This window comes from Solwaraspora sp. WMMA2080, from assembly GCF_027497395.1.
Taxonomy (GTDB): domain Bacteria; phylum Actinomycetota; class Actinomycetes; order Mycobacteriales; family Micromonosporaceae; genus Micromonospora_E.
This window is the reverse complement of the sequence record NZ_CP114910.1, coordinates 3,997,933-4,022,650: the sequence shown is the minus strand read 5'-3', so window position 1 is coordinate 4,022,650 and position 24,718 is coordinate 3,997,933. Positions and strand designations below refer to the sequence as shown.

20 protein-coding genes, 1 tRNA gene and 1 pseudogene are annotated in these 24,718 nt (G+C 71.6%); 12 read left to right on the top strand and 10 right to left on the bottom strand.

What is annotated here, in order from left to right:
- Positions 1 to 5: 5 nt before the first annotated feature.
- Positions 6 to 4,391, top strand: a complete 4,386-nt coding sequence (locus O7543_RS18370; protein ID WP_281552716.1) for an ExeM/NucH family extracellular endonuclease — start codon at positions 6 to 8, stop codon at positions 4,389 to 4,391.
- A gap of 111 nt (positions 4,392 to 4,502) precedes the next feature.
- Here O7543_RS18370 and O7543_RS18365 read toward each other — a convergent pair whose 3' ends face one another.
- Positions 4,503 to 4,943 (bottom strand): DoxX family protein, encoded by a 441-nt coding sequence (locus tag O7543_RS18365; protein WP_281552717.1) that lies wholly within the window; start codon positions 4,941 to 4,943, stop codon positions 4,503 to 4,505.
- A gap of 261 nt (positions 4,944 to 5,204) precedes the next feature.
- Here O7543_RS18365 and O7543_RS18360 point away from each other — a divergent pair, with 261 nt between their 5' ends.
- The 3 genes from O7543_RS18360 (at position 5,205) to O7543_RS18350 (ending at position 6,806) form a co-directional block, all read left to right on the top strand.
- Positions 5,205 to 5,570, top strand: a complete 366-nt coding sequence (locus O7543_RS18360) for an STAS domain-containing protein (RefSeq protein ID WP_281552718.1) — start codon at positions 5,205 to 5,207, stop codon at positions 5,568 to 5,570.
- Positions 5,567 to 6,313: an ATP-binding protein gene (locus O7543_RS18355; protein WP_281552719.1), complete on the top strand. Its 747-nt coding sequence runs from the start codon at positions 5,567 to 5,569 to the stop codon at positions 6,311 to 6,313. Before O7543_RS18360 ends, O7543_RS18355 begins: the two co-directional genes overlap by 4 nt.
- Before the next feature lie 85 nt (positions 6,314 to 6,398).
- Complete coding sequence (locus tag O7543_RS18350) at positions 6,399 to 6,806, top strand: four-helix bundle copper-binding protein (RefSeq protein ID WP_281552720.1); 408 nt, start codon at positions 6,399 to 6,401, stop codon at positions 6,804 to 6,806.
- A gap of 39 nt (positions 6,807 to 6,845) precedes the next feature.
- On the opposite strand, the gene O7543_RS18345 is transcribed toward O7543_RS18350, so the two are convergent.
- On the bottom strand, positions 6,846 to 8,513 hold the full coding sequence (locus O7543_RS18345) for a DUF885 domain-containing protein (protein WP_281552721.1): 1,668 nt from the start codon (positions 8,511 to 8,513) through the stop codon (positions 6,846 to 6,848).
- Between the two features lie 59 nt (positions 8,514 to 8,572).
- On the opposite strand from O7543_RS18345, the pseudogene O7543_RS18340 reads away from it, so the two are divergent.
- Positions 8,573 to 9,412 (top strand): annotated as a pseudogene (locus tag O7543_RS18340) (DMT family transporter); the annotation flags it as partial.
- A gap of 168 nt (positions 9,413 to 9,580) precedes the next feature.
- Here O7543_RS18340 and O7543_RS18335 read toward each other — a convergent pair.
- A complete protein-coding gene (locus O7543_RS18335; RefSeq protein WP_281552722.1) occupies positions 9,581 to 10,666 on the bottom strand; it encodes a PHP domain-containing protein in 1,086 nt (361 codons plus the stop codon).
- A 51-nt stretch (positions 10,667 to 10,717) separates the two neighbouring features.
- Here O7543_RS18335 and mtnA point away from each other — a divergent pair, with 51 nt between their 5' ends.
- Positions 10,718 to 11,707, top strand: a complete 990-nt coding sequence (mtnA, locus tag O7543_RS18330; protein ID WP_281552723.1) for an S-methyl-5-thioribose-1-phosphate isomerase — start codon at positions 10,718 to 10,720, stop codon at positions 11,705 to 11,707.
- 89 nt (positions 11,708 to 11,796) lie between these two features.
- Here mtnA and O7543_RS18325 read toward each other — a convergent pair whose 3' ends face one another.
- Positions 11,797 to 12,795, bottom strand: a complete 999-nt coding sequence (locus O7543_RS18325; RefSeq protein WP_281552724.1) for a prephenate dehydrogenase/arogenate dehydrogenase family protein — start codon at positions 12,793 to 12,795, stop codon at positions 11,797 to 11,799.
- A 118-nt stretch (positions 12,796 to 12,913) separates the two neighbouring features.
- Here O7543_RS18325 and O7543_RS18320 point away from each other — a divergent pair, with 118 nt between their 5' ends.
- The 4 genes from O7543_RS18320 to O7543_RS18305 all read left to right on the top strand — a co-directional run bounded on the left by O7543_RS18320 (position 12,914) and on the right by O7543_RS18305 (position 15,011).
- Positions 12,914 to 13,381: a hypothetical protein gene (locus tag O7543_RS18320; protein ID WP_281552725.1), complete on the top strand. Its 468-nt coding sequence runs from the start codon at positions 12,914 to 12,916 to the stop codon at positions 13,379 to 13,381.
- Between the two features lie 23 nt (positions 13,382 to 13,404).
- On the top strand, positions 13,405 to 13,605 hold the full coding sequence (locus tag O7543_RS18315; protein ID WP_281552726.1) for a hypothetical protein: 201 nt from the start codon (positions 13,405 to 13,407) through the stop codon (positions 13,603 to 13,605).
- 193 nt (positions 13,606 to 13,798) lie between these two features.
- Positions 13,799 to 14,431: a tRNA adenosine deaminase-associated protein gene (locus O7543_RS18310; RefSeq protein WP_281552727.1), complete on the top strand. Its 633-nt coding sequence runs from the start codon at positions 13,799 to 13,801 to the stop codon at positions 14,429 to 14,431.
- Positions 14,432 to 14,450: 19 nt separating this feature from the next.
- Complete coding sequence (locus O7543_RS18305; protein ID WP_281552728.1) at positions 14,451 to 15,011, top strand: nucleoside deaminase; 561 nt, start codon at positions 14,451 to 14,453, stop codon at positions 15,009 to 15,011.
- A gap of 41 nt (positions 15,012 to 15,052) precedes the next feature.
- On the opposite strand, the gene deoD is transcribed toward O7543_RS18305, so the two are convergent.
- Positions 15,053 to 15,760: a purine-nucleoside phosphorylase gene (gene deoD, locus O7543_RS18300; RefSeq protein ID WP_281552729.1), complete on the bottom strand. Its 708-nt coding sequence runs from the start codon at positions 15,758 to 15,760 to the stop codon at positions 15,053 to 15,055.
- Positions 15,761 to 15,850: 90 nt separating this feature from the next.
- Between deoD and O7543_RS18295 the strand changes: the two genes are divergently transcribed.
- Positions 15,851 to 15,940 (top strand) — tRNA-Ser (locus tag O7543_RS18295).
- Between the two features lie 78 nt (positions 15,941 to 16,018).
- Here the strand turns inward: O7543_RS18295 and O7543_RS18290 are convergent.
- A complete protein-coding gene (locus O7543_RS18290; protein ID WP_281552730.1) occupies positions 16,019 to 17,062 on the bottom strand; it encodes a hypothetical protein in 1,044 nt (347 codons plus the stop codon).
- A 321-nt stretch (positions 17,063 to 17,383) separates the two neighbouring features.
- Between O7543_RS18290 and O7543_RS18285 the strand changes: the two genes are divergently transcribed.
- Positions 17,384 to 18,013 (top strand): LuxR C-terminal-related transcriptional regulator, encoded by a 630-nt coding sequence (locus O7543_RS18285; protein WP_281552731.1) that lies wholly within the window; start codon positions 17,384 to 17,386, stop codon positions 18,011 to 18,013.
- A 1-nt stretch (position 18,014) separates the two neighbouring features.
- Here O7543_RS18285 and O7543_RS18280 read toward each other — a convergent pair whose 3' ends face one another.
- The 4 genes from O7543_RS18280 to O7543_RS18265 form a co-directional block, all read right to left on the bottom strand.
- Positions 18,015 to 18,242, bottom strand: a complete 228-nt coding sequence (locus O7543_RS18280; protein WP_281552732.1) for a hypothetical protein — start codon at positions 18,240 to 18,242, stop codon at positions 18,015 to 18,017.
- Positions 18,243 to 18,346: 104 nt separating this feature from the next.
- On the bottom strand, positions 18,347 to 20,923 hold the full coding sequence (locus O7543_RS18275) for a caspase family protein (protein ID WP_281567166.1): 2,577 nt from the start codon (positions 20,921 to 20,923) through the stop codon (positions 18,347 to 18,349).
- A gap of 201 nt (positions 20,924 to 21,124) precedes the next feature.
- The gene (locus O7543_RS18270; protein ID WP_281552734.1) at positions 21,125 to 24,184 is read right to left on the bottom strand and encodes an AAA family ATPase; all 3,060 of its coding nucleotides are present in this window, start codon (positions 24,182 to 24,184) and stop codon (positions 21,125 to 21,127) included.
- Between the two features lie 149 nt (positions 24,185 to 24,333).
- Positions 24,334 to 24,552, bottom strand: coding sequence for a hypothetical protein (locus tag O7543_RS18265; protein ID WP_281552735.1), 219 nt, complete (start codon positions 24,550 to 24,552; stop codon positions 24,334 to 24,336).
- Positions 24,553 to 24,718 lie beyond the last annotated feature (166 nt).

The following is a 24,718-nucleotide window of genomic DNA, read 5'->3' as shown; positions in this document are numbered from 1 at the left end:
CCTACATGCGCCAGCACAGACGCATAGCCACCTGGAAAATCATCACCGCGGTCGTGGGGGCCGGCGCGCTGAGCGTGCCCGGCAGTGCCGCCGCCATGGCCGCACCGGCCGCCGGTGACCCGTTCATCAGCGAGATTCACTACGACAACGCCGGCACCGACACCGGCGAGGCGATCGAGATCGAGGCCCCGGCCGAATTCGACCTGACCGGCTGGCAGATCGTCCTCTACAACGGAAGCAACGGCACCGTCTACGACACCAGTACCCTGGCGGGCACCGTCACCGCTGCCGGCGTGGTCGTCGCCGAATACCCCGCCAACGGCATCCAGAACGGGTCCCCGGACGGGGTGGCCCTGGTCGACCCGGCCGGAGCCGTCGTCGAGTTCCTCAGCTACGAAGGCACCCTGACCGCGGCCGGCGGCCCCGCCGACGGCACGACCAGTGTCGACATCGGTGTCGCGGAGGCCTCCGACACCCCGGTCGGGCACTCGTTGCAGAAGGTCGACGGCGACTGGCGGCAGCCGGCGGCGAACACCTTCGGCGTCCGTAACGGCACCGGTGGTGTCGACCCGGACCCCGACCCCGAGCTGGGCTGCGACGTCACGGTGACGCACGACATCGCCCAGGTGCAGGGCACCGGTGACAGCACGCCGCTGGCCGGCACCGAGGTGACCGTCGAGGGCATCGTCGTCGCCGACCACCGTGTCGGCGGCTACAACGGCCTCCACCTGCAGACCGCCGGCACCGGCGGGTCCCGTACGGTTGCCGCCGGCACCGCCAGCGACGGCGTCTTCGTCTACCTGACCAGCAACCCGGCCAACCACCCGGGGGTCGCGATCGGTGACCGGGTGCGGGTCACCGGCAACGCCGGTGAGTACTTCGGACTGACCCAGGTGAGCATCGGCGCGCGGACCGACGTGCAGATCTGCGACCGGGACAATCCCCTGCCCACCCCGGTCGCGCTGACCCTGCCGCTGGCCGCCGGCGACCGGGAGTCCGTCGAGTCGATGCTGGTGGCCCCGGTCGGTGACTTCGCCGTCGCCGAGGTCTACAACACCAACCGGTACGGCGAGGTCGTGCTGACCGCCGGTGACGCCCCGGCGGTCATCCCGACCGACGTGGCGCAGCCGGGCAGCGCCCAGGCCGAGCAGATCGCCGCCGACAACCGGCTCAACCGGATCCTGGTCGACGACGGCCGCACCACCAACCTGGCCGACGCCGGCATCGCCCCGCCGTACGTCTCGCCGGACCAGCCGCTGCGGGTCGGTGACTCGGTCGAGGCGTTCGGGCCGAGTGTGCTGTCGTACGGCTTCGACGAGTGGCGGCTGCAACCGACCCTGCCGGTCGGTGCGGACACCCCGGCCAGCGAGCGGACCACGTTCAAGGTGACGAACCCGCGTACCGCCGCCCCGGCTCCGGTCGGTGGCGACATCCGGGTGGCCAGCTTCAACGTGCTGAACTATTTCGTCCACTTCGGTGGGGACGCGCGTGGTGCGGCCGACGAGGCCGCGCTGGCCAAGCAGGAGGCGAAGATCGTCGCGGCGATCACCGCGCTGGACGCGCACGTGGTCGGCCTGCAGGAGATCGAGAATTCGGTGCGTTTCGCACCGGCCGAGCCGGAGAAGGCACTCATCCGGCTGGTCGGCGCGCTGAACGCCGCCGACGGTGCCGGGACCTGGGACTACGTCCGCTCCCCGGCGGACCTGCCGGGCGCCGCCCAGCAGGACTTCATCAGCAACGCGATCATCTTCAAGCCGGCCGCAGTGACCCCGGTCGGGCCGTCCCGGTCGGTCGACGACGAGAGCGTCTGGTTCAACGCGCGGGAGCCGATCGCGCAGACGTTCACCGCCGACGAGCTGACCTTCACCGTGGTGGCGAACCACTTCAAGTCCAAGAGCACCTCGACGCCGCCGACCGGCGACAACGTCGACACCGGTGACGGGCAGGGTGCGTACAACGGTGACCGGACCCGGCAGGCCGCCGCGCTGGCCGACTTCGTCGACGATCTGGTGGCCGACAGTGGCAGCGACGACGTACTGCTGCTGGGCGACTTCAACTCGTACACCCAGGAGGACCCGATGCGGGCCCTCTACGACGCTGACTACGTCAACCTGAACGACACCGGACGTAGCACCTACGTGTTCGCCGGTGAGTCGGGTTCGCTGGACCACGCGCTGGCCTCGCCGTCGCTGGCCGCCCGGGTCACCGGGGCCGACGTCTGGCAGATCAACGCGGTCGAGTCGTACGCCTTCCAGTACAACGGCTTCCCGACCTTCTTCGACCCGGGCCCGTTCCGGGCCAGCGACCACAACCCGATGGTCATCGGGCTGGACACCGGTGCCGACGGGCCGGTCGAGCTGCAGCTGCTGGGGATCAACGACTTCCACGGCCGGCTCGAATCCGTCGGTACGGTCGACGGTCAGCCGGTCGGCGGTGCGGCCCAGGTGGCCGGGCTGGTCGACCAGTACCGGGCGACCAACCCGAACACGGTGTTCGTCTCGGCCGGTGACAACATCGGCGCGTCCACGTTCGTTTCGGCGATCGACGACGACAACCCGACCCTCGACGTGCTCAACGCCGCCCGTCTCGACGTGACCGCGGTCGGCAACCACGAGTTCGACAAGGGCATGGCGGATCTGACCGACCGGGTGATCCCGCGTTCGGACTTCCCGCAGCTCGGCGCCAACGTGTACCGCGATGACGAGCGGGCGCTGCCGGCGTACCACGTGCAGGAGATCGGCGGGATCCGGGTCGGCTACATCGGGGTGGTCACCGAACAGACCGCGGTGATGGTCAGCCCGGACGGTATCGCCGGGATCACCTTCCGCCCGGCGGCGGCCGAGGCCGACCTGGTCGCCACCCAGCTCAAGGACGGCGACGAGAGCAACGGCGAGGCGGACGTGGTGGTGCTGCTCACCCACGAGGGCGCGGCCACCGAGAACATCGACTCGCCCGAGGCGCTGATGAGCGACCCGGTGTTCGGGCCGTACACCCGGACCGTTCCGGAGATCGACGTCATCTTCAGCGGGCACACCCACCAGCCGTACGCCTTCGAGGTGCCGGTGCCCGGCACCGACGAGACCCGGCCGGTGCTGCAGGCCGAGGACTACGGCAAGAAGCTCGGCCGGATCGTGCTGCAGGTCGACGTCGAGGCGGGGACGGTCGAGACGGACACGGTCGAGATCGTCGACGTGGTCGGCGCGCCGGTCAACCAGGAGGTCGCCGACATCGTGGCGGCGGCGAAGGCCAACGCCGAGGTGCTCGGCCAGCAGCCACTGGGCTCGATCACCGCCGACATCACCCGGGCGTACACCAACGGCAACGAGGACCGGGGCAAGGAGTCGGTGCTCGGCAACTTCATCGCCGACGTGCAGCTCGCCGGAACCCGGGAGCCGGGTCGGGGTGGTGCGCAGATCGCCTTCATGAACCCGGGCGGGCTGCGGGCCGACCTGCTGTACGGCGAGGACGGCGTGATCACCTTCGCGGAGGCGTTCTCGACCCAGCCGTTCGCCAACGACATGGTCACCCGGACCTACACGGGTGCTCAGGTCAAGCAGGTGCTGGAGGAGCAGTGGCAGCCGGCCGGGGCGTCGCGTCCGCTGCTGTGGCTCGGCGTGTCGGAGGGCTTCTTCTACACGTACGACCCGACGTTGCCGCAGGGCGAGCGGATCACCTCGATGACCCTCAACGGTCAGCCGGTGTCGCCGACCGGGACCTACCGGGTCACGGTCAACTCGTTCCTGGCCGCAGGTGGCGACAACTTCACCACCCTGGCCGACGGCACGGACACCTCGACCACCGGTGACAACGACCTGACCATGCTGGTGGCGTACTTCGCCGAGAACTCGCCGATCACTGCGGACACCGAGTCGCGGTCGGCGATCGGCCAGCCCGAGCCGACCTGTGACGTGACGGTCACCGGCACGCACGACGGTGGACTGATCGTCAAGGCGGAGATGACCTACTGCCTGGAGTCGGCGACGGTCAACGGTCCGGTCACGGTCCGTCCCGGTGCGACGCTGATCGCCACCGACGGTGCGATCAACGGTCCGCTCACCGCGAACCGTCCGACGGCGGTCAGCTTCACCGGTACGAGCGTCTCCGGGCCGCTGGCCCTGCTGCGGGCGACCGGGGCGGTGACCCTGACCGGGGTGACCATCCGGGGCCCGCTGGAGGTGACCGGTGGTGACGGCGGTCTGCGGCTGGACGGCGCTGACATCTCCGGTCCGGTCCGGCTGGTCAACAACAAGCACGACGAGTTGCCAGTGGTCGTCGCGGGGAACACGATCCGCGGCCCGCTGCACTGCCAGGGCAACAGCCCGATGCCGGTTGACGAGGACCGGGTGAACACGGTGCAGGGCCCGGTGTCCGGGCAGTGCGCCCGGATGTGAGCCGCCCAGTTCGGCACTGAAGGCAGCACCGAGAAACGGTACGGCCCGGCAGACCTCGACTGGTCCGCCGGGCCGTACCCGTCTTTCCGGGGTCCGGCTACCGCCGCGTGGTCAGACGGTCGCCGGCTCCGGGGCGGGAACGGCGGCCGTACGGCGTCGACTCAACATGGCGTCGAGCGAGTACCGGCCTGGCCCCAGCGCGGCCACCAGCAGAAACGCCCAGCAGAACAGCGCGGCGAGTTCGCCGCCGTTGTTCTGCGGGAGCAGTGCATCCGGCTGATGGACCACGAAGTAGGCGTACGCCATCGATCCGGAGCAGATGACGGCGGCCACCCGGGTGCCGAGTCCGGCGAGGACCAACAGACCGCCGACGAGCTGGATCAGCGCGGCCCACCACCCGGGCCAGACGCCGATCTCCATTGCCTCACCGGTGCCTCGGAAGCCGCCGAAGATCCCGAAGATCGAGGCGGCACCGCGCAGTGTGAACAGCAGACCGACCACCACGCGGAACAGCGTGGGGACGATCTCCGGCAGGCGGGCGAGTACGGGCATGGGGACTCCTCGTGAAACTTGGGAACACTGGTCCCACGGCGCCCGGATCGTATCGACCGATGTCGAATTCAGTCAACGATTTCTCACCTAGTGTGATGATCGACTAGGTTGTGCGCTACCCCGGGTCGGGGGTCTCCCGGTCTGTCCCCAGCAGGCAGGCGGCGTCGCGTAGGCTGGGCGCTTCGAGCAGCCCAACTCCGCCGCGCGGGCCCACGGGCGCCACCGCAGGTCGGAGTCGCGACCCGCCAGACGGAGACCAGCATGCACGAGATCCGGGTGCCCTCACCCGAAGCCGGGCACTGCGTCATCGAAGCCTCCGGTGAGCTGGACATGACCGCCACCGGAGAGCTCAGCGCCGCTGTCCGCGTGGTCGACCGGCAGCAGGCGACCTGGATCGTCGTCGACCTGGACGCCGTCACCCTGATCGATTCGAGTGCGGTCAAGGAGCTGGTCGACGCGCACCACGCGGCCGCCGGTCAGGGCCAGATCCTGATCGTCCGCAACCCGCAGCCGATCGTCGCCCGGGTGCTGCGGGTGACCGGAGTCGCGCCGCTGCTGGGAATCGCGCCGCAGGACCACGCGGGAACCGTCTACGGTGGTAGACCAGACAACGGGAACCACGGGTGAACACCCTCACCTGGCTGGTGGTGCGCGACTTCGCCAGTGGCGTCACCCGGGTCCGGCTGACTGGCGCGTTGACCGACACTGAACTGGTCCGGCTCGCCCCGGTGCTGCGCCGCTGCCTCCTGGAAGAGCCGTTGGCGCTGCTCGTCGAGCTGGACGAGGTGACCGTGGCCAGCCCGATCGGACTGCGGGTCTTCGCCATCGTCCAGGGCGGCGACGCCAGCCACCGTCCGGTGGTGCACCTGTGCGCCCGGCCAGACTCACCCACCGGTCGGCTCGCCAGGCACAGCATCAGCGGTCTGGTGAGCGTGCAGGACAGCGTGATCGACGCCACCAAACTGGTCGAATCAGCACCGAGGTCCCCGTACCGCTGGCACGAGTACCTGCCCCCACACCCGCGCTCACCGGGAGAGGCCCGTCGGCTGATCGGCGGAGCCTGCCGCTCGTGGCAGCTGACCACGCTGGTCGACGAGGCGATGGTGATCGGTTCCGAGCTGGTCAGCAACGCGGTCGAACACGCCGGCACCGAGCTGGACGTCACCACCACCCGGCAGGCCGGAGCGATCCGGATCAGCGTCCGCGACCGCGCTGTCGAGCTGCCCCGACCGGCCACCGGGCCCCGGCCCGGGCCGGCACCCGGCCGTGGTCGAGGGCTGGCCATCATCGAGGCGCTCGCCAGCGACTGGGGGTACGCCGGATTCGCCGACGGCAAGACCGTCTGGGCGGCGCTGCGGCTGCCCGACTGAGTCGGGCCGGTGCGGATCGGGACGGTGTTAGTCGGGCCGGGCAGCGGGTACCCGACCTCAAACGGTCACACCTGTGGAGGTCACGATGACGCAAGCAACCGAGATGCTGGAAACCTATCCGCTCGATCTGGGACACGTCGACCAGCGGGCACTCGCCGACTGCATCGATGCCTGCTTCGACTGCGCTCAGGCCTGCACCGCCTGCGCCGATGCGTGCCTGAGCGAGGACATGGTCGCCGAACTGGTCAAGTGCATCCGCACCAACCTCGACTGCGCCGACATCTGTGCCACCACTGGCCGGGTGCTCTCCCGACACACCGGCTACGACGCGAACACCACCCGGGTGATGCTGCAGGCATGCATCCAGGCGTGCCGTTCGTGCGGCGAGGAGTGCCAGGCACACGCCAGCGAGCACGAGCACTGCCAGGTCTGCGCCGAAGCCTGCCGCCGGTGCGAGCAGGCCTGCCGGGACCTGACGGCCGCACTCGGCTGAGCCCGGCTCCGGGCCCGGCACGGCCCGCCGGGCGGGCGGTCAGATCCGGGCCAGCGCGGACCGCAGCGGGTCGAGCCCGAGTACGCCCAGGTTCAGTGCTGCCTGATGGAACTCCTTGAGGTTGAAGGCGGCACCCTTGCGGGCCTGGGCGTCGGCTCGGGCCTGCAGCCAGATCCGCTCCCCGACCTTGTACGCCGCCGCCTGCCCCGGCCATCCGAGATAACGGTCCAGTTCGAACCGGAGAATCTCGTCCGGCAGTTGGCAGTGCGCCCGCAGGAACTGCCACGCCAGCTCCGGAGTCCACCGCTCGCCGGGATGGAAGTTGAACGAGTTCGGCGGGATGGTCAACTGCAGGTGCAGGCCGATGTCCACGATCACCCGGGCCGCCCGCAGCGCCTGCCCGTCCAGCATGCCGAGCCGGTCACCGGGGTCGGCCAGGTAGCCCAGCTCGTCCATCAGCCGTTCCGCGTACAGCGCCCAGCCTTCGCTGTGCCCGGAACACCAGCAGAGCAGCCGCTGCCAGCGGTTGAGCAGATCGGCACGGACCTGCGTCTGACCGATCTGCAGATGATGTCCGGGCACCCCTTCGTGGTAGACGGTGGTCACCTCCCGCCAGGTCGAGAACTCGGTCAGCCCGTGCGGCACCGCCCACCACATCCGGCCCGGTCGGGAGAAGTCCTCACTCGGCCCGGTGTAGTAGATGCCGCCGTCACTGGTCGGTGCGAGGCAGCACTCGATCCGCCGGATCTGCTGCGGAATGTCGAAATGGGAGCCGTGCAGCTCCTCAATGGCCCTGTCGGCCAACGCCTGCATCCAGTCGCGGAACGCCTCACCACCGGCGATGGTCCGCGCCGGGTCGGCGTCCAGGGCGCGTACCGCGTCGTCGATGCTGGCGCCGCGCCCGGCGATCTCGGCGGCGACCCGGCGCATCTCCTGCTCGATGCGATCCAACTCGAAGAAGCCCCAGGCGTACGTCTCGTCCAGGTCGATCCGCGCGCCCAGAAAGTACTGGGAGGCGAGCTCGTAGCGGTCCCGTCCGGCGGCCTCGGTGTCCCGCCCCAACGGGGCCAGCTCGGTACGCAGGAACCGGCCGAACGCGATGGTCGCCGCGGTGGCCGCCGAGGCCGCGCGGCGCAGGTCCGCGGTGAGGGTGGCCGGAGCGGACAGCCGGCCGACCAGGGCGTGGAAGAAGTCGTCCGCTTCCGGGTCGGTCCAGACGTCACACTGGTCGGCGACCTTGAGCATCTGCGCCCGGGGTGCCACGTGCCCGGCCCGGGCCGCGTCCAGCAGGGTGACCCGTACCTGGTCCAGAGCCTGTGGATAATTGTCCAGCCGGGCGGCGATGTTGGCCATCGCATCGGTGCCCTCGGTCGGCATCAGGTCGAAGACCTGGCGCAGATGGTGCAGACCGCTGGTGATGACGCTCAGCTCGCTGGTCTCCTCGCCCGCCTCGTAGCGGGCCAGCTCCAGGCCGAGCCGCTCCGCCATCGCGTCCCGGGCCACCCGCTCGGCCTCCGACTCCGGATCAGCGACATCGAGCTGCCGCAACGTGTCGCGGGTCAGGGCGGCGCGTTCGGCATACCCGTCCGGCGACAGGTCGTCGAGCTGGTCGTCGTGCCCGTCGACGCCGATGTAGGTGGCTCCGATCGGATTCAGCCGCGCCCACCGCTCGACAAAGCTGTTGCTGATGTCATCCACACGTCCCATGCTGATGACCCTACGCGGCAGGTCGGCGGGGCCGGCGCATCCGAAAGGGGGGAACGGGAATGCAGGAACCCGGTTCGGCCGGCCCACCACCCGGTCCCCGGCTCGCCAGCTGGCTGCCCGGCTTCCTGCTGCTCGCCGGCATCTGGGGCACCAGTTTCCTGCTGATCAAGATCGGGGTCGCCGAGCTGCATCCGATCCACGTGACCCTGGCCCGGGTCGCCGCCGGTGCGCTCACCCTGCTGATCGTGTTGCCACTGGTTGGCGACCGGCTGCCCCGGGATCCGTGGCTGTGGCTGCACCAGTGCGTTGTCGCGGCGGTCGGGGTCGCCCTGCCGTTCACCCTCATCGGGTACGGGGAGCAGCGGATCCCGTCGCTGCTCGCCGGCATCTGGAACGCCACCACCCCGCTGATCGCCCTGCCGTTGGCGGCGCTGGTGTTCCGCACCGAGGCAATGACGGCCCGCCGGCTGGCCGGCACCGGGTTGGGCTTCGTCGGCGTGCTGGTGGTGCTCGGGGTCTGGCAGGGCGTCGGCGGGGGGCAGTTCGCCGGGCAGTTGATGTGTCTCGGCGCGGCCGCCTGCTACGGCGCGACGATCCCGTACCAGAAGCGGTTCGTTGCCGGCCGGTCGGACAGCGGCGTCGCGCTCGCCGCGACCCAGCTGATCCTGGCCACCGGCCAGTTGGCCGTCGTCGCACCGATCGTCGCCGGGGCCCCGCCGACACCGACCCGGCTCTCTCCGGCGGTGATCGTGAGCGTGCTGATTCTTGGGGCGGTCGGCACCGGCCTGGCCTTCGTGATCCACATGCGCAACATCCGGCTGGTCGGGGCCAGTACGGCGGCCACCGTCACCTATGTCGTGCCGGTCGTCGCGGTCGCCGCAGGGGTGTCGGTCCTCGGCGAGCGGCTGGTCTGGCACCAGCCGGTCGGGGCGCTGATCGTGCTGGCCGGGGTGGCCCTTGCACAGGGCACCGGGCTGCCCCGACCGGCCCGCTCCGGTCCGCTGCCCGGCGGCACGGTCCCGGACAGCGGCCCGCTGCTGTCCGGCGGCCCGCTGCCGGACAGCGGTTCAGTGATGGGCGGCGGCCCAGTCGACCAGTCGCCGGGCCGACCAGGTGTTGACCACCCGGTCGGCATCGACACCGCAGAGCGCGGCCCGGGCGCACCCGAACCGCTGCCAGTCGAGCTGACCCGGCGCGTGGGCGTCGGTGTCGATGGCGAACAGGCAGCCGGTCTCGACCGCTAGCCGGATCAGCCGCTTCGGCGGGTCCTGCCGCTCCGGCCGGGAGTTGATCTCGACGGCCTTGCCGTGCTCGGCGCAGGCGGCAAAGACCGCTTCGGCGTCGAAGTCACTCGGCGGCCGGGACCGCCGTCGGTGGCCGCGGTCGCCGGGTCCGGTCACCCCCGGCGGCCGCGACGTCACCATCCGACCGGTGCAGTGACCGAGGATGTCCAGCCGAGGGTTGGTGACCGCGGTCAGCATCCGCCGGGTCATCCGCGCCCGGTCGTCACGCAGATTGGCGTGCACCGAGCCGACCACCACGTCGAGCCGGTCGAGCAGTTCGTCGGACTGGTCGAGGGAGCCGTCCGGCAGGATGTCCACCTCGATGCCGGTCAGGATCCGGAACCCCTCCGGCAGGGCGGCGTTGAGCGCCGCGACGTGGTCGAGTTGGCGCCGCAGACGGGCGGCAGTCAACCCGCGGGCGACCGTGAGCCGGGGCGAATGATCGGTCAGCACCAGGTACTCGTGGCCCAGCTCGACCGCGGCCAACGCCATCTCCTCGATCGGCGAACCGCCGTCGGACCAGTCCGAGTGGGTGTGGCAGTCGCCGCGCAGCGCGGCGCGCAGTGCCGCCGCCGCCTCGTCCAGGTCGGTGCCCTCGGTAGCCAGCAGCCGGCGCAGATAGACCGGCTCCTCGCCGGCCAGCGACTCGGCCACACACCGGGCAGTCACCTCGCCTACCCCGGCGAGCTCGGTCAACGTGCCGGCATCAGCCCGCTGCGACAACTCGGCGGCGGGCAGTCCGGCCAGTGCCGTGGCGGCGGACCGGAACGCGCGTACCCGGTAGGTCGCCTCGTTGGCCCGCTCCAGCAGGAAAGCGATCCGACGAAGGTCGACGATCGGGTCCCGGGCATTGCTCACACCGGTCACCATAGGCCCCTTCGGCGGTACTGTCGCCCGGCCGGAGCCGACTAAGGTCGTCGCATGCGGACCATCGACTGGGTCGACGACGCCATCGAGATCATCGACCAGACCGCGTTGCCCGACCGGACCACCGTACTACGGCTGTCCACCGTCGAGACGGTGGTCGACGCGATCCGGTCCCTGGCGGTTCGCGGCGCGCCGGCGCTCGGCGTGGCCGGTGCCCTCGGGGTGGCGCTGGCCGCGCGGCTGCACCACGACGAGCCGCAACGACTGGCCGACGCCGTCGAACGGCTGCGTACCGCCCGGCCGACCGCGGTCAACCTCGCCCGGGGCGTCGACCGGGCGGCGGCCCGGCTCGCGGAGAGCCCGTCGGCCGTACTCGCCGAAGCGGTGGCCCTGCGCGACGAGGAGGAGGCGGCGTCGGTGGCGATGGCCCGGCTCGGGGCCGACCTGCTCGGGCAGCTCTGTCCGCCCCGGTGCCGGCTGCTGACCCACTGCAACACCGGTGCGCTGGCCACGGTCACCGGAGGAACCGCGCTCGGGGTCGTCGTCGAACTGCACCGGCGCGGCGGGCTGGAGTCGGTGATCGCCAGTGAGACCCGGCCGCTGCTGCAGGGTGCCCGGCTGACCGCCTGGGAACTCGACCGGGCCGGGGTCGACTTCCGGGTCGCCGTCGACGGGGCCGGGCCGTTCCTGATGGCCCGTGGCCTGGTCGACGCGGTCGTCGTGGGCGCCGACCGGATCTGCGCGAACGGCGACACGATCAACAAGATCGGCACGTACGCCCATGCGCTCGGCGCCCGCCGGGCCGGGCTGCCGTTCGTGGTGGTCGCTCCCGAATCGACGGTGGATCCGGCGACCGCCACCGGCGCACAGGTCGAAATCGAGGACCGGGGGTCCGCCGAGGTGGTCAGTTTCGCCGCGACCCGGACCACGCCGGCCGGGGCCGGCGCGGTCAATCCCGCCTTCGACGTGACGCCCGCCGACCTGGTGACCGCCGTCGTCACCGACCGCCGGGTGATCCGGCTGGACCGGGGCGAACAGGTCTGAGCCGCCGGCAGACAGTTCGGCCCACCGTCGGCCGGTCTGCCCGGGTCAGTCGACCAGCCGACCAGCCAGCCCGGGTCAGTTAGCCCGGGTCAGTCGACCGGTGCCGGCCGGACCGCTGTCACGGTACGCCGGTCGTCGGCCACGGCGGTGACCCAACCGCCGGCCCGCCCCAGCCGCAGCAGCGCGTCCGGCCGGGCCGGCAGCTCCAGCGGCCGGCCCGGCTGTGGTGGCCAGCCTCCCCGTGCCGAACTGCCCGGGGTCAGCCACGGCACCAGAGCCTGCACCGGGTCTTCCGCGTCCAGCGCCGCCCGGGCCGCCGTCAGGGTGGACAGCACCTCGTCCAGGCCGGCCCGGACCGCCCCGGCGTTGCCGCCGCACATCGCCGCGACCAGCTCCGGCCGGCTGGCCGCCACCCGGGTGCCGTCCCGGAACGACCCCGCCGCCAACGACCAGGCGAGCGGGTCGGTCACCGCGCTGGCGGCCAGCGCGGTCGCGAGCAGATGCGGTACGTGACTGATCGCCGCGACGGCCCGATCGTGCTCCTCGGCGGTGGCCGGTACCACCCGGGCACCCAGCCCGGTCACCGCTGTCGCGATGGTCAGCCAGTCGTCGACCGAGGTCACCGGCGGTTCCAGGCAAAGCACCCAGGCGCAGCCGGTGAACAGCTCCGGGTCGGCGGAGGTGAACCCGGAAGTCTCCCGACCAGCCATCGGATGGCCGCCGACGAACCCGGCGGTCCGGTCGTGCTGGCGGTGCAGACGCCGGTCGACCAGCCGCCGCACCGGTTCCTTGACCGAGGTGACGTCGGTGACCAGCCCGGAGTAGCCGACCGCGGCGATCTCGTCGAGCACCGGACCCACCGCCGGCAGCGGCACCGCCAACAGCACCAGATCGGCGTCGGCCACCGTGTCCCGTACCGTCGGGGCGACCTGCCAGCGCGCGTCGGGTGCGGCCCGCGCGGCGGCGGTACGCGCGGTGGCCCGGGTCGCAGGATCGGCGTCGTACCCGAAAACCCGGTGTCCGGCGGCGGCGAACGCGCGCAGCGCCGAGCCGCCGATCAGCCCCAGCCCGATCACCGCCACTCGCACGCGGTGACTCTGCCACATCGAGCCAGGGCGCGGTCGGGCAGCCGCCGTCGGTACGCTGACTTGGCACGGTGGCGGACCGACGCGAGCCGCCGCCCCGGCCGCAGGAGGGAGGGACGAGATGCCGGACCGGCCGATCGAATGGCCGTCACCCGCACCGACCAGCCCGCCGGGCTGGCCCGGTGCGCCGGCCGGCTGGCACCCGCCGGTGGCCGGCTGGGGTTCGCCACGTGGGCAGCACCCGTACCCGCCGGGGATGTTTCCGGCCATGCCCGCACAGCCACCGGCCCCGCCCCGGCCGACCTACCGGGAGCCGCACCCGGTACGCCCGGGAGCCGTCGCACTCGGGGCGCTGGCCACCGCGCTGTGGCTGCTGCTGACCGGCCTGATCGGCCAGGACCTGCGCGGGTACGCCCTGTCGACGCTGCTCTGCGGCGTGCTGGCCTGGGCCGTCGCGATCCTGCTCGCCCGGGTCGGCGACCGGGGCGTGGCGACCGGCATCGCGCTCGCCATGTCGGCCGGCTGGAGCATCACGACTGTGGCGCTCGCCACACACTGGGCGGCGGCCGGCGACTGGCCACTGTGGTGACCAGCGGCGGGCGAATTCCGGGCTTGACGAACGCGGCGACGGTCGGCACGCTCGGCGGCATGGCCAACACCGGGCACCGGCTCGATCCCGAGCGGAATCGACGCCGACTGCAGATCCTCGCCGAGCTTGCCGGCGCCAAGCTCGGCCGCGAACGGGTCCGGCCCCGTAAGGTCCGTGGGCAGCAGCTGCGCGAGTTGATCGCGGCCCGCCGACTGGTCAACTGACCGAACGCCTCAGCTGACCGGACGTCGACGCGCTGTCGCGCACCCGTCCCTGCCGGTCAGTGACTGTTCGGGGCGTTGTGGGGTCAACGACCCACCTGAGCCGATACCGTCATTCTGACGACAGAATCGGCGGTCACCGACGGCGGCGCGGATGCCGCGCCGCCCGGTGACCGCAGGGACCATTGGGGGGACCGTGCCCTATTTTGCAGCCGCTGCCGTACGCGGCCCGGCCGGTTGGTCCGGCGCCGAGCTCGACCTCGGTGGGGTCGCCGACATCGACGAAGTGGTCGACCGGCTCCGTGAGGTCGATTCCGACGCCGAGGTGTCACTGCTGTTCGTCGAATCGGACGACAGCTACCTGGTGATCCTGCGCCTCGACGAGGGCGAGGATCTGCGGATCTTCAGCTCGGACGCCGCGTTCGCCGAGGAGTCGCGGCTGGGCGCACTGCTGATCGGCGACATCCGTACCCCGGCCGTCGAGGTCGACCTCGAACCGGTCGTGGTCGGCGCTGGCGGCGGCTCGATGTCCGCCGCCGCTGCCGCGCCGGCCGGTTCCCGTGCCGGTGGGTACCTGGTCGGCGACCCGTTGGACGACTCCGACGACGTCGACGCGTTGGCCGACGAGGAGGACGACGACGATGAGCCGGCCGCCGACCCGGACGCGGAGCCGGTCGGGGACGCCGACCTGCTCGCCGACCTAGGTCTGTCGGCCCGACGCCTGCTGGCGCTGTGCGCCCGCGACGGCATGCTGCCGGCCGACGTGACCGCAGAGATCTGCCAGACGGTCGGCTGCGGCGACGAGATCGAGGAGTTGCGCGAGGCATGAGACCGGGCGGGGCGACGGCGTGACCGGGCGGGGCGACGGCGTGCCGACGGCCCGACGGCACCGCGACCCGCTGCACGAGAGCTGGATGCGGCGGGCGTTGTCGGTGGCGGGCGGGCCGACCGCCGGTGCCGGCCCCGTTGGTGTGCCGCCCGGCACGGCAGGGGTACCCGTCGGTGCGGCTGACGTGCCGGTCGGTATGGCTGACGTGCCGGTCGGTGCGGTCGTCTACGACGCGGCCGGCCGTGAACTCGCGGTCGCCCACAACGAACGTGAACTGACCGGCGACCCGACGGCGCACGCCGAGGTCCTCGCCCTGCGCCGGGCCGCCGCCCGGCTCGGCCGGTGGCGGCTCGACGGGTGCACCCTGGTGGTCACCCTGGAGCCGTGCACCATGTGCGCCGGGGCGTTGGTGCTGGCCCGGATCTCGACCGTGGTCTTCGGCGCGTGGGAGCCGAAGACCGGTGCCGTCGGATCGCTGTGGGACGTCGTGCGCGACCGCCGCCTCAACCACCGGCCGACCGTGTACGCCGGGGTGCTGGCCGACGAGTGCGCCGCCGCGCTGCGGGCGTTCTTCCGCTGAGCCGGGCGGCCCGCCGGTATCGTCGGCCGATCCCGGTGGCGTCAGGCGATCGCGGTGTCCAGTGCGATGCGTACCATCTCGCTGAAGGTCTGCTCCCGGTCGTCCGCGCTCATCTTCTCGCCGGTGCGGATGTGGTCGCTCACGGTGAGGATGGTCAACGCGCGGGCCCGGAACCGGGCGGCGATGGTGTACAGCGCCGCCGACTCCATCTCGACCGCCAGCACCCCGTAGTCGGCGAGCGTGTCGTACAGGTCCGGCCGGTCGGTGTAGAACGCGTCGGCGGCCAGGACCGGGCCGACCCGCAGATCGACACCGTGCCGGTGGGCGGCGTCGACCGCCGTACGCAGCAGACCGAAATCCGCCACCGGGGCGTAGTCGACCAGCCCGGCGAAGCGCACCCGGTTCATGTTCGAGTCGGTGGACGAACCATTGGCCGCGATCACGTCCCGCAGTTGCAGGTCCTCTGCCAGCGCACCGCAGGAGCCGACCCGGATCAGCGTCCGGACCCCGTACTCGTTGATCAGCTCGTGGGCGTAGATCGACGCCGACGGCATGCCCATTCCCGACCCCTGCACCGACACCCGCGTCCCGGCGTACCGGCCGGTGAAGCCGAACATGCCGCGCACGTTCGAGTAGCAGGTGGCGTCCTCGAGGAAGTTCTCGGCGATCCACTTGGCGCGCAGCGGGTCTCCGGGCATGAGGACCCGCTCGGCGATGTCGCCGGGCTTGGCTCCGATGTGCGTGCTCATGGCCATGATCCTGCCAGTGCGGCCGGTGCCGCCTACGCTCGGGCGGTACCGCCGTGACGGTCGGCAGGCGCTTCAGGTAGCCTACTCGGCGGTGGTGTGTCCGAGTGGCCTAAGGAGCACGCCTCGAAAGCGTGTGAGGGTTCACGCCCTCCGCGGGTTCAAATCCCGCCGCCACCGCCACTGAGCAGGCGATCATCCTGCTGGTTGAACGCCCGGCAGGTCCGCGAGGACCGGCCGGGCGTTTCGGCGCACCGGCCGTCACCGGTCGGCGATCAGCTCGACGACGGCGCTGGCGATCCGGTCGATCGCCGCCGAATCGGCCAGCAGGGCGGCGACCCGCTCGTCTGCGGCCGGTCCACCACCGGGCGGCCGGTCCATCTCGTCGGCACCCGTGCCGGTGTCGAACACCGAGCGGAGTACGGCGACCACCGCGCACCGGGGGTCGGCGCCTCGGCGCAGCTGCGCCTCGATCGCCGTCACCGCGACCGACGCCAGCTCGGTCAACCGGGCCTCGTCCGCCTCGTCCGGCGTCCTCGGCTGCAGGTGGTCGCTCTCGCGGGCCGGACCGGTCCCGGCCCGCGCGGCCGGCGGCACCGGGGCGTGCTTGCGGCCGAGCGGCCGTTCGACGAAGTCCGCGTACCACTTCGGACGTCTGCGCATCGCGGCGAGCACCCGGTCGAGGTCGGCCGTCACCTCCCGTTCCCCGCCACCACAGTGGCCGGTGACGGCGGCTCGGCGGTCCGCCCACGCGCCCAGCGGCCACACCCGTACCCCGGCCGTGGCCGGGATCCCCACCCAGACCAGTACCTCGACGGCGAGGGCCAGCAGCCACGGGTCCTGGTCGAGGTGGTGCTTGAGCCATCCGGGCAGCCGGGGCCGCTGCAACGCGCCACGGTCGCCGCGTCGGCGGCGATGCGCGTCGACGGTGGCCGGCCCGATCCGCCGGGCGATCCACCCCTCCAGGTTGACCACTGGGACCTTGGCGCTGGTCAGCAGGTCGTCGAGGACCGCCTCGACGTCGTCGTGGAACTTGTCCAGGCATTCGGCTTCCAGTCGGTGGACCGACGACGCGCAGGTGTGGTGTCCCCGGGCGAGTTCGATCCGACGGGTCAGCCGCTGGAACACCACCGGCCAGACCAGCGCGTACCCACCCGCGCGGAGCAGCCCACGCTCCGCGTCGGACGCCGCCCTCGCGCGGTCCGCCAGTATGCCCCGTCGGGCGAGGTCCCGGACGTGATCTTCTGCGGCAGTACGCCCGGACGACGCGCCGGCGGCCCGGACAGCCACGCTCGCACTGGCCATCGGTATCTGTCCTTTCCGGTAATCCACCAAATCATCAGAAAGGTGTGAGTGGGAGGGTGATCGGCGACATGCGTACGGGTCGAAAGATATCTGCGGTTCTGTTGACTCAGGAAGCGATCGGAGTCCGTTGCCGTAATAGTGCGTAGTAGCGGGGTCGAATTGTCGCCCGGTGCAGATCTGAGGGGTGTCCCGCCGGATCTATGTATGGCGTACTGGTGCGACTACGTAGTTCGCCCAATGGAACGGCCGCCGGGCGCGGCGAAGCTGGCGATGTGCCGGTGCCCGACCCGCACGTCGACCGATCCCATCAGGAGTGCTGCGATGACCACCACACTTCCTTCTCTGCCGGACCGCCCCACCCACCGGGCCGAGCCCGCCGACCGGCTGCTCGACCTGGTGCTTCCCGGGCCGGTCGAGCCGACCACCCGGACCCTGCTGACGGCGGCCGCCGCCGGCGACCCGGTACTGCTGCGCGCCCTGGTCCAGCTCGGGCTGGCCCTCGGCGACCTGGTCCGCCGGGACGGACACTGGCGGTGGAGCACCACCGGACCGCGTACCGCCTTGCCGACCGGGTCGTGCGGTACACGGCCGGTTCGGCGTACCGCCGGCCAGCTCGCCGCGATCCGGACCCTGGCCGAGTCGTGGAGCCGGCCGCACCCGGCCGCCGGCTGCACCGTCGCCGACCGGCCGGGGGCGGCCGTGCCGCCAGTGCGAGTGCCCCGGCTGACCGTCCGCGAACAGGAGATCCTGCGCCTGCTCGCGGACGGTCTGACCGCTCGGGCGATCGGTCACCGGCTGCTGCTGTCGCCGCGTACGGTGGCCAAGCACCAGGAGCGGATGTACCGCAAGTTCGGCACCTCCGACCGGCTGACCACCGTGCTGCGGGCGCAGCGGCTGGGCCTGCTCCCGCCGCCGGACGCGCTGGCCGTCACGGGCCGTGGCGACGGGTGAATCAGGACATCTCGCTCGGGCGGGGGTCGAGACCGAGATCCACGACCACGGTCACCGCGGTCCGGCCGTTGAGGTAGACCGTCACCGGCCGGCTGGCCCCGTCCAGCAACTCCAGCTTGACCACCGAACCGGTTTCCATGGCGGTCTGGATGCCGGCGAGGACCGGGTCGAGGTTCGACTCGGGGATCTCCCACTCGGACCCGTCGACGATCACACGCTTGCGAGCCATGATTTCCACCTTTCAGTCTGTTGTCCGTACCGATATTTCAGCACCGCCGGGGCACCGGGCGTAATTAGATGAATTGCGTACCGGTGACCCGGCGGAGGCGTTGGTCAGTCGACCGTTTCGACCGTGTACGAGAACGAAAAATCCTGCGCCCGCAGATTCCCCACGGCCGGGTGCCGGCCGACGCCGAATTCCTCGGTCGCCAGCAGGGAGGTGCGGTACAGGCCGATGCTGTCGCCGACCGCGTCCAGCAGCAGCCGGTACGCCAGATTGACGACCACGGCACCCGCCCCGATCGCGGCGGCTGCGGCGGCGGCCTGCGGGGCGGCCACGGCCAGCCCGAGTAGGTTTGCCCCGGCGGCCTGGAAGGCCGGGCCGTTGAGTTCGTCGCGCAGCAGGTCGCTCAGTGCCCGGCTGTCCCCGGTGTCCCGGGACACCCAGACCGCCAGGTCCAGGTAGTCCACCGCCCGACCGTGGTAGACGAGCATCCGGTCCAACGGCAGCCGGTCTCCGTCGCGGACGTTGCGGAACCGCGCCGTCTCCGCCCGGTACGGCACCGCCGGGTCGTCGTCGGCGGTGCCGGTGAGCACCACCGCGTCGACCCGGATGTCGGCGCTGCGCAGCGCCCGGTTGCGGTGCACCAGCACCTCGTCCAGCCGGACCGCGACGGTGCGCGCCGCGCCGCCACGGGCCCGGAACAGCAGCCGCGACCGGTCCGGGCGTTCGTCGATCAGGAACCGCACCGACTCGGCCGGCGGCCGCGCCGTCGGGCTCAGGCTGAATTCGATGGTACGCAGCGCGTAGCGCACCTCCGGGGCGAACTCGTTGGACATATCCCGCATACCGCCGCTGCCCAGCTGGTCGAGGGCCCGCTCCAGCGGCGACTGGTCGCGGCGTGGGACGCGGCGGCCGAGCTCGGCGCGGTCGGCGGTGCGGATGCCGTCCTGTTGGAGCAGCCCGACGTCCTGCGGCTGCGAGGTGGCGATCAGCAGGACCGTCTCCGGCCGCCCGGCCGCCGGCACGATGCCGGCCGGCCAGTTCAGTCGCACACCGCGCAGCACCCCGCTCAGGGCGTCGTACCCCACCAGGTACTCCTTGTCGGGCTTGAGCTGGAACCCGGACGGCGCGAAGTTGGTGAGGTTCTCGATCCGGGCGGAGACGCCGATGTCGAGCAGCGACACGTAGACCGCCTCGGTGCCGTCGTTGCGCACCCGCACGTACACCTGGTCGCCGTCGTGCACGACCTCGCCGGCGGACCGCATGGGCACCTCGACGCCGTCGACGACCCGGCCCCACTCGAAGGTCAACGGGGTGTCGAGGGCGCACCGGGGGTCTTCACCGAGGGCCCGCAGTCCGGTGGCGCGGGCGACCCGTTCCAGGTCGGTGAGCAGCCGGGCGGCGGTGCCCGGCCCGGCCGGTCGGGGGCTGTGCAGCGGACCGGTCCGGTCGTGGATCTGGTAGTTGCCGGCCCGATCGGGCCGGACCTCCACGGTGCACGGCTCGTCAGCATCGGCCAGCCGGACCAGGGTGCTGGTCCGGATCGCGGCGACCAGGTCGGCGGCGTCCGGGTCGGTCACCCGGACCGGCAGCGCGGGCGCGGCGCTGCGGGTCCGGTACGCGCGGGCCGTCGTCGGCACCTCGGACCAGCCGGTACGCAGGGTGAGCTCGGCCTGTGCCGCCAGCGCCCCGAGCCGGTCGACGACGGCGGTGCCGACGCTGGTCTCCTCGTCGACCGGCAGCTCGGCCGGCATCACGGTGAACTCGTCGTGGAGCTCGACGCCGAGCAGCGGGGCGCCGGGCAGGACCACCCGGCCGTCGGGAGTGGGGGCCACCGGCAGGCCGGCGATCGGGTCCGTCTCCTGGAGTGAGAACAGCAGTCGGCGGGACGGCCCTTCCACCTCGGGCCGCTGGTTCGACGCCCGGCGCAGCACCTGGCGACGTACCGTCTCCATCAGCGTGAACCAGGTCACCGGAAGGTCCTCGGCGGCGGCCAGTGCCTGGATCAGCGCCTCGGTGAACATCCCGGTGCGCAGCCCGGCACCGTTGCGGTACTCGTAGGCGGACTGCTCGGGGGCGCAGGCCACCAGCCGCACCGAGTACGGGTCGCCGGTCACTACCCGCCGGTCGACCGCGAGCCCGTCCCGGCGCAGCGCCGCCAGGTGCCGGCTGATCTGCTCGTACCGGGTGGTCGACTGCCGGTCCAGGCCTTTGACCCGCAGGTCGGGGTCGCGGGACTGGTGGGCGGCGTGGCAGCAGTCCAAGGCCACCACCACGTTCTGCGTCACCTCGGTCAGCCGGGCCTGCAGCACTGACAGCTCGACCGAGGCGATGCCCCGAAACTCATCCTCAGTGGATGGAGAGTAGTCGGTGGGCACGATGAACTGCAGGTCGCCCGGCCGCCGGCCGGGCGTCGGCTGGCTGGCCGGATCGTCCGCAGCCGGGTCGTCGCTGGCCGGATCCGGTGCGGACGCGTATCCGCCGTGACCGCTGTAGTAGAACAGGACGGTATCGTCCGCCGTGCTCTGTCCGATCAGTTTCTCGTAGCCGGCGAGGATGCCGGCACGGGTGGCATCGTCGCCGGTAAGACAGGAGATGGTGAACCCACGCCCATCGAGCGCCGCCGCGATCGTTTCGACATCGTTGTGCACCCCGGTGAGGCCGTCGGTCTGAGAACCGACCAGCAATGCTCTCCGCGTCACCGCTACCCCCTAAAAGGTCGCTCAGCAGATCCGGTGTGGACTTTACGGGTCGGGCGCCGGTGACGTCATCACTCAGTGCCTACGATCTTTTGCGTACGGTCACTTTCGGCTCGCCCGCCGGCGATCGGCTCCGACCTGACAGGACGATCCACCGGTACGTTCGGTGCGACGGCTCCGTACGGAGGTCTATCCGGATTCCCGATCGGAGCAGAGCCGGAGCCGATGAGCCATCGAGGCGGCGGCATTACGGTTGTTGGCCGCCATCTTCCTGAGCAGGTTGGACACATGGACACCCGCCGTGCGTTCGGTGATGAACAGTTCGGTGGCGATCTCCCGGTTGGTCCTGCCCAGGCAGAGCAGACACAGCACCTCCAACTCGCGGGCGGTGAGACCGAACGGCCGGGCCGCCGGCCCGGCGGTGTCGGCGGCTGGCTCCGGCAACTCGGGGTCGAGGGTGACCCGGGCCCGGCGGGCCATCGCCTCGATCTCGCTACGCAGCGGCCCGGCCGGCAGCGGACTGGTGGACTGCCAGGCCGACCTGGCGGCCGATCCGGCGCGGGTCAGGTCACCAACGGCGAGCGCGGTCTCGGCTTCCCGCCAGTAGGCGTAGCCGGCCGGGTAGGACCGACCGAGCATCGACCAGCCCCGGGCCACCACCGCCCAGGCGTCGGGGTCGGCGGTGCCTCGGGCCCGGGCGAGCTCGGCCAGGCAGAGGTCACGCCACACCCGTACCTGCGAAATCCCGGCCTGGTCGGCGTGCGCCTGGTCGGTCTGCGGGAGATCCAGGCTGTCGACCGGCACCGCCGCCTGGCCGGCCAACCGCTCGGCGTACGCGACAACCGCCGACAACCGGACCGGGTCACGCTCGGGTTGCGTGCGCAGCAGCTCGCACTCGTCGGCGGCGGCCCGCAGTCCGACGGCGTACATCCGGGTGAGTTCCAGGAGGTTGGCCTGGCCCTCCAGCACAGCCAGGCCGGCCCGCACCGCCTCAGCCGCCCCGGTCAGGTCGTTCCGCCACAGGGCGAGCTCCACCAGACAGGCGTACAGCGGTCCGACGAACCGGGGGTCGGTGGTCGGCCGGTCCACGAGTTGGACGCCGGCCAGCAGATCGGCGGCCGCGTCGAAGGATCCCTGGGCGAGCCGGATCTCGGCCAGGGTCAGCCGAGGGTAGAGGGTGCCCCGCAGCGGCCTGGCCCGCAGCACGTCGTCCAGCACCGCGGCCGCTTCGTCCCACCGGCCGAGCAGTACCAGCGTCGCGGCGGCGTTGTTGGCCAGCACGCCGGCGCCGCGGGCCTGCTCCAGACCGCGTTCGCGGGCCACCTTCAACCCGTCGAGGGCGACCTGGACCGAGTCGGTGAGCCGCCCTACGTGCTCCAGCGCGACCGCGAGGTTGCCGTACGCCCGGAACAGGTCCTCAAGGTGGTCGACCTCCTCGGCGATCCGCAGTGCCTCGCGTACCTTGGCCATGCCGTCGCTCGGCTGGTCGAGCATGGTCAACGCCATGCCCAGGGTGTTGAGCGCGCGGCCCTCCTCGGCCCGGGCCGCCACCGCCCGGGCCAGCTCGACCGCGTGGGCACCTTCCCTCGCGCCCTCGGCGTACCGGCCCTCGCGTACCTCGGCCATCGCCACAGCGGCCAGTACCCGGGCGCTCACCGCGCTCGGCGGCTGCTCGGCCAGCGCCCGTGCCGCCGCCCGGTAGGTCTGTTGCGATTCGCCGTACTCACCGGCTTCCCAGAGGTAGTTGCCGAGGCGTTCGAGCAGTTCACCCGCGTCGCGGGCGGCGGCGGCCCGGTCCACCTCGGCGATCGCGGCGCGAATCAGTTCCAGCGCCTGCTCGACCCGACCGCCCCACCGGGCGGTGTCGGCGGCGGCGGCCAGCACCCGCCAGCGCGGCTGGCCGGTGCGTCGCTGCGGATCGTCGACGCGCGACCACAAGCTGAGCACCCGCTGGTACTGCTGTTCGGCTTCGCGGAACGCGTGGACCCGTACCGCCATCTCGCCGGCGTGCACGGCGGCGGTCAGCGCCTCCGGTAGTGCTCTGGCCTCGTACCAGTGGTGGGCCAGTTCGGCCGCTGCGGTGAGATCCTCGGCGAGGCTGAACCCCGGGTCCGCGGTGAGGGCGGTGGCGAGCGCGCGGTGCAACCCGACCCGCTCACCCGGCAGCAGTTCCTGGTAGACCGCCTCGCGCAGCAGGGCATGCCGGAAAACGTACGTGTCGTCGGCGGCGTCGATGGTGAGAACGTGCTGGGCGACGCACTGCCGCAGCGCTTTGATCAGCTGCTGATCGGGCAGGTCGCAGACGGCTGCCAGCAGCCGGTGGCTCACTCGCCGCCCGGCGACCGCTGCGACTCGCAGCACGTCGGCTGCGGCGTCGTCGAGCAGTTCGACCCGGGACAGCATGATCTCGCTCAGAGAGTTGGGCAGTCGGGTGGACGCGGGATCGGTCAACACCCCGGAGACCACCAGTTCCTCGGCGAAGAACGCGTTTCCGTCGGACAGTTCGTAGTACCGGTCCAGCAGCGACCGGTCCACCGGGTCGCCGGTCGACGCGGTCAGGAACCGTTCCAGCTCGGCGCGGGTGAACCGGGCCAGCTCCAGCCGGTGGATCCGGCGGATGAAGTCCGGCTCGGCGAGCAGCGTCCGCAGTGGGTGCCGCCGGTCCAGGTCGTTCGACCGGTAGCTGTGCACCAGCAGGATCCGCTCGTCGGTCTGCGCCCGGGCCAGATAGGAGACCAGGTCCAAGGTGGATGGATCGGCCCAGTGCAGGTCCTCGAAGATCAGCACGGTCGGCGCGTGCGCGCCGAAGTGGTCGAGCATCCGCAGGACCGCGCCGAACACCCGCAGCTGTGCGGTCGACTCGCCGAGGGGCGCGACTCCGGTGAAGTCCGACATCAGCCGGCTCAGTTCGGCGTACGATGGGCCGCCCAGTTCACGTACCCGCTGCTCACCGAGTGCCCGGACGATCCGCCGCAGGGCGTCGATCAACGGGGCGTACGGCACCGCGCCGGTGCCCAGGTTGATGCAGGCGCCGCGCAGGACGGTGCGGCCCGCCGAGCGGGCCTCGGCGGCGAACTCCTCGAGCAGCCGGCTCTTTCCGACGCCCGCCTCACCGCCGACGAAGACCGTCGCGGCGGCGCTGCCCGCCGCCTCGGTCAACAGCCCGGTCAGCCGGGCGCGTTCCGCGGCGCGGCCGATGAAAGATCCACCCGCTGCCGGAAACTGCGCAGATGCGTACGCCGTCGCCATGTGTCCATGGTGGCGCGAGTAATGGGGACTGTCAGCCGTCGCCGTGTGTCACATCGTATTCGGTGGCCGATGCTGACTCAGTGGTCACCGGAAAATGCCGGTCCGGTCGGCCGGAAGCGATGGTGTGCCGTTGCGCTGCGTTGTCCAGGTTAACGACAATCGTCGCGGTCGTCCGGCTCCGGAATCGATTCCACGGTACGCCGGCGGTCGTCGACGTACTCGGCCAACCCGTCAAGGTCCGCACCGCCGGTCACAGCGGCCTGCCACGCCGCGCCGAACTCGGCGGCGAGTAATTCGACCATCCGTTGTCGGGTTTCGGCTGGTAGCCCGTCATCGGGCACCGGTCCGCCGGATCGATCGTCGATCATCGAGACCTCCGTCGCGATCGTTGGCCTCGTACTCCGGAATTGATGTGCCCCTCGGACATTGTCAATAGTTCGGATCATATCCGAACCTGACGGACAGTCGGCCTTGGCCGTTCAGCGGACGGCCTGACGACAATCAAGATCACCGTAACAAGATCACCGTAGCTGG

What these genes read in the sequence shown, in the direction of transcription:
- O7543_RS18370 (WP_281552716.1), top strand. Translation starts at nt 6, where the DNA reads ATGCGCCAGCACAGACGCATAGCCACCTGGAAAATCATCACCGCGGTC.
- O7543_RS18365 (WP_281552717.1), bottom strand. Translation starts at nt 4,943, where the DNA reads ATGCCCGTACTCGCCCGCCTGCCGGAGATCGTCCCCACGCTGTTCCGC.
- O7543_RS18360 (WP_281552718.1), top strand. Translation starts at nt 5,205, where the DNA reads ATGCACGAGATCCGGGTGCCCTCACCCGAAGCCGGGCACTGCGTCATC.
- O7543_RS18350 (WP_281552720.1), top strand. Translation starts at nt 6,399, where the DNA reads ATGACGCAAGCAACCGAGATGCTGGAAACCTATCCGCTCGATCTGGGA.
- O7543_RS18345 (WP_281552721.1), bottom strand. Translation starts at nt 8,513, where the DNA reads ATGGGACGTGTGGATGACATCAGCAACAGCTTTGTCGAGCGGTGGGCG.
- O7543_RS18335 (WP_281552722.1), bottom strand. Translation starts at nt 10,666, where the DNA reads ATGGTGACCGGTGTGAGCAATGCCCGGGACCCGATCGTCGACCTTCGT.
- mtnA (WP_281552723.1), top strand. Translation starts at nt 10,718, where the DNA reads ATGCGGACCATCGACTGGGTCGACGACGCCATCGAGATCATCGACCAG.
- O7543_RS18320 (WP_281552725.1), top strand. Translation starts at nt 12,914, where the DNA reads ATGCCGGACCGGCCGATCGAATGGCCGTCACCCGCACCGACCAGCCCG.
- deoD (WP_281552729.1), bottom strand. Translation starts at nt 15,760, where the DNA reads ATGAGCACGCACATCGGAGCCAAGCCCGGCGACATCGCCGAGCGGGTC.
- O7543_RS18290 (WP_281552730.1), bottom strand. Translation starts at nt 17,062, where the DNA reads ATGGCCAGTGCGAGCGTGGCTGTCCGGGCCGCCGGCGCGTCGTCCGGG.
- O7543_RS18285 (WP_281552731.1), top strand. Translation starts at nt 17,384, where the DNA reads ATGACCACCACACTTCCTTCTCTGCCGGACCGCCCCACCCACCGGGCC.
- O7543_RS18280 (WP_281552732.1), bottom strand. Translation starts at nt 18,242, where the DNA reads ATGGCTCGCAAGCGTGTGATCGTCGACGGGTCCGAGTGGGAGATCCCC.
- O7543_RS18270 (WP_281552734.1), bottom strand. Translation starts at nt 24,184, where the DNA reads ATGGCGACGGCGTACGCATCTGCGCAGTTTCCGGCAGCGGGTGGATCT.
- O7543_RS18265 (WP_281552735.1), bottom strand. Translation starts at nt 24,552, where the DNA reads ATGATCGACGATCGATCCGGCGGACCGGTGCCCGATGACGGGCTACCA.